The organism is Nostoc sp. T09 (assembly GCF_002154695.1).
In the GTDB taxonomy this organism is placed as follows: Bacteria; Cyanobacteriota; Cyanobacteriia; order Cyanobacteriales; family Nostocaceae; genus Aulosira.
In genome coordinates this window covers 22,151-28,850 of record NZ_MTAV01000005.1, presented here as the reverse complement: position 1 = coordinate 28,850, position 6,700 = coordinate 22,151, and the positions used below count along the sequence as shown (strand labels likewise).

Here is a 6,700-nt window from a genome sequence, read left to right as displayed (position 1 = left end):
CAATCCGATTTGATTACTGAAATTATTTACGTAGGGAGGGAACAGGGAACAGGGAACAGGAAAGAAGGAATAAAACTGTACTGAGTTTTTTTCAAAAATCAAATCGGATTCCGATATCAAGTTTGATGTATTCCAGCCATTTAAAAATTTAAACCTTTGAGAGAGCGATCGCTAGCTCTAACGCAATGCTTCCAAGCAATCTTAAATTTCAGATTTATTTGATCAATTATCTCTAATTCTACTGAATTCTTAGCAGAGGAGTGCGATCGCTTGCTTATAAAACTGTAGAAAAAAGAATCCCAGGGTTGCACCGACACCTTAGAAGGGTATCTTTATACGAACAAAGGCTGTAGCTCACGCAGGAAAGCTCTGTAAGTTTAGCCTCAGGCTTTTAGCCTACGGGCTTTTCACAAAATTAGCGAAGGTTCTTAACTTAGAGCTTAAGTTAGCACCTTAACACCTTTATCTTTAGTGGTGCAGTTTAGAGAGTCATTAGAAACTGTAGTTAGCAATAGACCTCTTGCAAAAATATATTTTTGCAAGAGGGGGGAAAGGGAAAAGGTTAAAGGGAAAGGGTTTTGAGTTTCTTTCCCCTTTTCCCCTTTCCCTTTAACCGACTTCTGCAAGAAGTCTAATGATGTAGTGATTGATCACTCCACAAAAGCTGCAATTATTCCAAAAATTATTTATTGGGGAACTCAACTAATGACCAGTTCAATTATCAATCCCATTGAGCGTCCTGAAGTAACGCAACAATTGTCTGAAAACATTATTCTCACCACAGTAGACGACATCTACAACTGGGTGAAAATGTCCAGTCTGTATCCATTGATGTTTGGTACAGCTTGTTGCTTCATGGAGTTTATGGCTGCTTATGCTTCTCGCTTCGACTTAGAACGATATGGGATGATTCCCCGTGCTACTCCTCGACAAGCAGATCTATTAATTACTGCCGGGACAATTACTATGAAGTATGCCCCGAACTTGGTGCGACTCTACGAGCAAATGCCAGAACCTAAGTATGTCATTGCAATGGGAGCTTGCACAATTACAGGGGGAATGTTCAGTGTCGATTCTCCTAGCGCAGTACGAGGTGTAGATAAATTAATCCCAGTTGATGTTTATATACCAGGATGCCCACCCAGGCCGGAAGCTGTAATCGATGCAATTATCAAATTGCGGAAGAAAATTGCGAATGAAAGCCTTCAAGAACGCCACCAAACTCAACAAACCCACCGCTATTACAGTATTGCTCACCAGATGAGGCCTGTAGCTCCCGTCAATGATGGGCAATATCTTAGAAGTTCAACCAGGGAAGTTCCACCCGCAGAACTTGCTATGGCTCCAGGTTTAGAATTACCCTTAGCAGTACCAGAAACTCACCATTCTGAAGTTCACCCAAGCTAAATGAGTCATATTACCCTTGCAAAGTCAGATGCAGAAATTGAGCGTTGTTTTGTAATCATGCAAGCGCTTCGTCCCCATCTCATCGCTAACGATTTTGTCAGTCGGATTAAAAGACAAGAGCAGCAAGGCTATCAACTTGCTTATCTTGAAGATGAAGGGAGCATCAAGGCTGTAGCAGGATTTAGAATAGCTGAATCCTTATCTTGGGGTAAGTTTCTCTATGTGGATGATTTGGTAACTCTAGAAAGCGAACGCTCTCAAGGTTATGGGACAAATCTATTAAATTGGCTGGTAGACTATGCCAAAGCTAATGCTTGCGAACAGTTACACCTCGACTCAGGCGTTCAGCGTTTCGCGGCTCATCGTTTTTACTTCAAACAGCGTTTAGAAATTAGAGCTTATCACTTTGCAATTAACCTAATTCAGTAGGGTGGTGATTCGTCTTTGGTTTAAAGTGAGATTAACGAGGCTGCGATTTAGATTATTTGAGCTTGGAACTGGAAACTCCGAGTTCAGAACATCAAACTCCAAGTTCAGAACATCAAACTCCAAGTTCAGAACACGAAACTCCGAGTTCAGAACATCAAACTCCGAGTTCAGAACACGAAACTCCGAGTTCAGAACACAAAACTCCGAGTTCAGAACATAAAACTCCGAGTTCGGAACACGAAACTCCGAGTTCAGAACTCGGAAATCCAAATTTATGGGTATTAGTAAGCACTCAGAGTTTTATTGTTCCCTGTTCCCTGTTCCCTACCTCTATGAGTGATTTCAGAAATCAAATCGGATTGCTATAAATATAGCTGTAGAAGAGTTGCGCGATCGCTACGGTATTCCACCCTTGTGTTTATCGGTTATATCTTAAGCTGAAAGATATTGTTGATTTCTCAAAAGGTGACAGCTGATGTCGGATCTTGGTTTTACTCACATTGCACTTGGGGTAAGCGACATCGATCAAAGCATCTCGTTTTATGCAAAGTACGCTGCGATGCAAGTAGTGCATCGTCGCACCGATAAAACGAAGCACGTAGACGTTGCTTGGATTAGTGATTTAACTCGACCGTTTGTCATAGTTTTGATTCAAGTTGCTGACGTAAAAAGCACACTTGCACCCTCATCTCATCTTGGCGTAGCTTGTAAAACTCGTGAGGAAGTGGATCGTCTTTGCAATGAGGCGCGTTCAGAAGGCGCGTTGCTCGAAGGACCACATGACTGGGGTTTTCCCGTTGGTTACTGGGCTTTTTTCAGAGATCCTGATGGTCATACCCTTGAGGTTTCCTATGGTCAGGAAATTAGTTTCACAATTGCGCAAGCGATCAATCACGAGTGATTAACAATTTTAAATTGGCGATCGCTATTTTTAACCATTGAAAGTTGATGAGCGATGTCTGTCTTGAAAAGTTCAGATGCCTGCGGCAAGCCGCTTTGCGTCTACGGCGGAAGCCGCCGGTCCGACTTTTCGCTACGGCGGTCTGCGCCTACCCATCACCCAAAAATGGGGGATTTATGATGATAAAAAAATGGCAACAACTTAAAGCTCTTCTCGCTGCCAAAAACTCAGGAAATTTAGGCGATTTTGCAATTCTCAAGTCTGATTTGCTGGGTGCAAAAGTGGCTCCTGAAGTGGCGGATAAATTGCGATCGGTGGAAGGATATTATCCGCCAATTGATTTAGAGAAATTAAGCCAATATCCCCAAGGCTCCTTTGGGCGAGAATATGCCGAGCACATGCAAATCAACCACCTCCAGCCATTAAACATCAGTCCTGAACTTGATGATGTGGCTAAACGCAATGTCTTTGGTTTGCGCTACGTGGTTACTCACGATATTTTTCATGTCTTGCTCGGTTTTGATACTAGCTATGCTGGAGAAATCGGCGTGCTGGCTTTTGCTGCCGCCCAAAATTACAGTAATGCACTCAAAATCAGTTTGTGGTTAGCCAAATTGCTCTATTCGCTTCTGGCTCCTCAACAAGTCAAAGCAATTTTTGCTAACCTGCAAAAAGGACGTGAACTAGGTAACAAAGCTGAGTTTTTACTAGGCTACCGCTTTGAAGACCATTGGCAAGAACCAATTAAAAATGTCAGAGAACACTTAGGTTTACGACCAAATTTAAGCTAAAGCTTATTAATAAATATTGGGAGACTAGCTGATGATTAAACTTAAAGAAATTACTTCTCAACCAACTGTAGCTCAACTGCCAAATGGCTTTCAAGAATCCAAATGGTTGCAGACAATAAAAATAATTTTACAACCACTACAAAATCTTGAGAATTTGCGACAGCGCTATGGAGATATTTTTTATAGTGAATTTAATAGTTTTCCAACACAAATAATAATCAGTGATCCTCAAGCTATTCAAGAACTTTTTACGGCTGATCCTAAGCTATTTGAATCAGGTTCAGGAAACGAGATTATTCAACCATTGGTGGGGGGAAACTCGTTAATTTTATTAGATGGCGATCGCCACGTGCAGCAGCGTAAGCTTTTGATGCCTCCCTTCCACGGAGAACGGATGCGGGCTTACGGTCAAATTATTCGTGACATTACAGAGCAGGTAAGTAGCCAGTGGACTGTTGGTAAACCCTTTGTAGCTCGTTCCAGTATGCAGGATATTTCCTTGCAAGTAATTTTGCGGTCTGTTTTTGGGCTGAAGGAAGGAGAGCGTTATCAACAAATCAAGCAAGTTTTAGTTGAGATGTTGAATACTTTTAATCATCCTTTAAGTGCAACTTTACTTTTTTTCAAGTCTCTACAAAAGGATTTAGGTGCTTGGAGTCCTTGGGGAAAATTTGTGCGGCGAAGACAGCTACTCGATCAACTCATTTACCAAGAAATTAATGAGCGTCGAGAGCAAGGTAAAATTGACGGCGAAGATATCTTGAGCTTATTAATGTCTGCGCGTGATGAAGCAGGTCAACCAATGACTGATGTAGAGTTACGCGATGAGTTGATGACGATGCTATTTGCAGGTCATGAAACCACAGCGATTGCTCTGGCTTGGGCCTTATATTGGATTCATTATCTCCCAGAAGTCCGCGAAAAACTGCTGCAAGAACTCAACTCTATTGATATCACCAATGCAGATCCGATGGCGATCGCCCAATTGCCATATTTAAATGCTGTCTGTTGCGAAACACTGCGGATTTACCCAGTTGCTTTCTTTTGTTTCCCACGAATTCTGCGGACTGATATGCAATTGATGGGCTACGATTTACCAAAAGGAATGTACTTGTCAGTCTGCGTTTATTTAACTCACCAGCGTCCTGATATCTATCCTGAACCTAAGCGTTTTAGACCAGAACGTTTCCTTGAACGGCAATTTTCTCCCTATGAATTTTTACCCTTTGGCGGTGCTAATCGTCGCTGTATTGGGGCAGCATTTGCCATGTTTGAAATGAAATTGGTACTGGCAAATATCCTTTCGCACTACTCACTAGAATTGCTGGACAAGGTTCCCCTGCAACCTGTGCGTCGCGGCATAGTATTTGCACCGTCTGGGGGTGTGCATTTGGCTGTGAAGGAAAAATTGTCATAAGGGAAAAGGGGACGCGGGGACGCAGAGAAATGACAAATGACAACTACGATAAAATTACTTTGGCAGTAGCGATCGCATCTACTACACTCTCAACAATATAAACATTCTCTGGCGACAGCTTTTTGAAGAACACTTTGCTTTCTGCATCGTTGTTCAGTAAAATTACTGGCTTATCTCCTTTCAAAGCCAAGGCGATTTCCGAAGCAGTTCCCGCACCCATTCCGCAAGCAATTACCACATCACTAGAGAGAACATTAATATTATTTCGAGCGTTTCCCATGTCTGTGAAAATGGCAATATCCACATCATTAGAAATGCTATCTCGATCATTTTTGGGGAGAATACCAAGTGTTAAACCATTGGCAGATTTTGCACCCTTATTTGCGGCATCCATCACTCCCGCATTCCTTCCGCCAGTGAGTAAAATCCATCCTTGCTGGGCAATGAGACAACCTAATTCATAGGCGTTTTCCAAATCATTTGCTGTCGCCTTTTCTCCCGGCCCCATCACTCCAACAATAATCTTTCTCATAGCGATGCAAATTCATTTTGCGCCTTTATGCCTTACTGACTTGTAAGTAGGGAACAGGGAACAGGGAACGGGGAACAGGTAAGAACTACTTACATGCTTGGCGATGAAAATTTTTTCATGGGGACTGCCTTCTGCCTCCTGCCTTACCTCAACTAAGTAGTTAAACATAATTAATTACACAATGTCATTGCGTTCGTCGAAGACGTTCCCGAAGGGTATGTAGCGTTCGCGTTGGCGTAGCCTCTCATAGAGAAGCGTCCCGAAGGGAAGCAAAATGTTCGCGGAGCGTTCCCGAAGGGTAGCAATCGCAAGGGCGGGGATTGCTTCGCTTCGCTCGCAATGACTGTAATTAATTTTGCGTCGTTACTTACCATTCTTCATTCCAATAAACAATTTCTGAAGCTAAACTATCAATCGCTACCCCATAGCTATCACCATGATTCCATTTAAAGCCAGAACTACCTTTGTCTTGTGCATCCAAGACTAATATTTCGTAGGTGGGTGGAAAGGATTCTTCCGATACGTCACTAGTATAAAAAAACGTTGTCGGAACTCCGTTAGGTAGGTTAGCGTGGTCATTAGTATTACCACCTCTATACTTATGTTTAGCAACACTTTTATATTGCGCAAGTAATTTTTTTATCTTCTCTGGTGACTCTTTCACTCTGATCTGAAAAAAACTACCACCTTGTAATGACCCTGGTGAGTAAGCAATACGAACATCCTTGGCATCAGCAGGAATTGTATTAGGGAAATGTTTTACTTGGTAGTCATTAGATATTAGCTGATTACGTATTTGCGTATAACGAGATGTATCAGTTACTATCTCAGGTTCAGATGATCTGCTAAAAGCTTTTCTTAGAAAAAAACTCCCCCCGACAACACCAAGACTGCCAAGGGAAAATAAAACTATCATGGCGATTTTGACGAGATGCGATCGCTTCATGGAGTTGGGTAAGTCAAAAGTTTAAAGTTATATATCCAACTACTAAACTAAACTCGTACTATTTCGGATATCCCCTGAGAAATATTGATAAAAACTTTGTCTACTCAGGGAAAATACAGTTTATTTGTAAAAGTTTGATGAAGGTAATTAAGAGTAAATAGTCAAAAACCACAAGTGTGAATTTCACTCCTAGCAAATACAATTCACTTGCCAGAAGATGGTATTTCTAACAACAAATTTAAAGCTCAGTTGACGTTTTACCTTGCTCAGTGCTGAT

At 41.8% G+C, this 6,700-nt stretch carries 8 protein-coding genes; 6 read left to right on the top strand and 2 right to left on the bottom strand.

Going from position 1 to position 6,700, the window contains the following annotated elements; translation table 11 throughout:
- Positions 1–705 precede the first annotated feature (705 nt).
- From nuoB to BV372_RS03060, 6 genes are all read left to right on the top strand, one after another.
- Positions 706–1,407 (top strand): NADH-quinone oxidoreductase subunit NuoB, encoded by a 702-nt coding sequence (gene nuoB / locus BV372_RS03085; RefSeq protein WP_086683118.1) that lies wholly within the window; start codon positions 706–708, stop codon positions 1,405–1,407.
- Positions 1,408–1,836, top strand: coding sequence for a GNAT family N-acetyltransferase (locus tag BV372_RS03080; RefSeq protein WP_086683109.1), 429 nt, complete (start codon positions 1,408–1,410; stop codon positions 1,834–1,836).
- Between the two features lie 56 nt (positions 1,837–1,892).
- On the top strand, positions 1,893–2,204 hold the full coding sequence (locus BV372_RS35900; RefSeq protein WP_218776673.1) for a hypothetical protein: 312 nt from the start codon (positions 1,893–1,895) through the stop codon (positions 2,202–2,204).
- A gap of 107 nt (positions 2,205–2,311) precedes the next feature.
- A complete protein-coding gene (locus BV372_RS03070) occupies positions 2,312–2,737 on the top strand; it encodes a VOC family protein (RefSeq protein ID WP_086683105.1) in 426 nt (141 codons plus the stop codon).
- A 179-nt stretch (positions 2,738–2,916) separates the two neighbouring features.
- On the top strand, positions 2,917–3,528 hold the full coding sequence (locus BV372_RS03065; RefSeq protein WP_086683102.1) for a Coq4 family protein: 612 nt from the start codon (positions 2,917–2,919) through the stop codon (positions 3,526–3,528).
- Between the two features lie 31 nt (positions 3,529–3,559).
- Positions 3,560–4,945: a cytochrome P450 gene (locus BV372_RS03060; RefSeq protein ID WP_086683099.1), complete on the top strand. Its 1,386-nt coding sequence runs from the start codon at positions 3,560–3,562 to the stop codon at positions 4,943–4,945.
- A 43-nt stretch (positions 4,946–4,988) separates the two neighbouring features.
- On the opposite strand, the gene BV372_RS03055 is transcribed toward BV372_RS03060, so the two are convergent.
- On the bottom strand, positions 4,989–5,477 hold the full coding sequence (locus BV372_RS03055) for a TIGR00725 family protein (protein ID WP_086683096.1): 489 nt from the start codon (positions 5,475–5,477) through the stop codon (positions 4,989–4,991).
- Between the two features lie 367 nt (positions 5,478–5,844).
- The gene (locus tag BV372_RS03050) at positions 5,845–6,423 is read right to left on the bottom strand and encodes a hypothetical protein (protein ID WP_179197957.1); all 579 of its coding nucleotides are present in this window, start codon (positions 6,421–6,423) and stop codon (positions 5,845–5,847) included.
- Positions 6,424–6,700: the final 277 nt, after the last annotated feature.

What these genes read in the sequence shown, in the direction of transcription:
- BV372_RS03050 (WP_179197957.1), bottom strand. Translation starts at nt 6,423, where the DNA reads ATGAAGCGATCGCATCTCGTCAAAATCGCCATGATAGTTTTATTTTCC.
- nuoB (WP_086683118.1), top strand. Translation starts at nt 706, where the DNA reads ATGACCAGTTCAATTATCAATCCCATTGAGCGTCCTGAAGTAACGCAA.
- BV372_RS03070 (WP_086683105.1), top strand. Translation starts at nt 2,312, where the DNA reads ATGTCGGATCTTGGTTTTACTCACATTGCACTTGGGGTAAGCGACATC.
- BV372_RS03080 (WP_086683109.1), top strand. Translation starts at nt 1,408, where the DNA reads ATGAGTCATATTACCCTTGCAAAGTCAGATGCAGAAATTGAGCGTTGT.
- BV372_RS03060 (WP_086683099.1), top strand. Translation starts at nt 3,560, where the DNA reads ATGATTAAACTTAAAGAAATTACTTCTCAACCAACTGTAGCTCAACTG.
- BV372_RS03055 (WP_086683096.1), bottom strand. Translation starts at nt 5,477, where the DNA reads ATGAGAAAGATTATTGTTGGAGTGATGGGGCCGGGAGAAAAGGCGACA.
- BV372_RS03065 (WP_086683102.1), top strand. Translation starts at nt 2,917, where the DNA reads ATGATAAAAAAATGGCAACAACTTAAAGCTCTTCTCGCTGCCAAAAAC.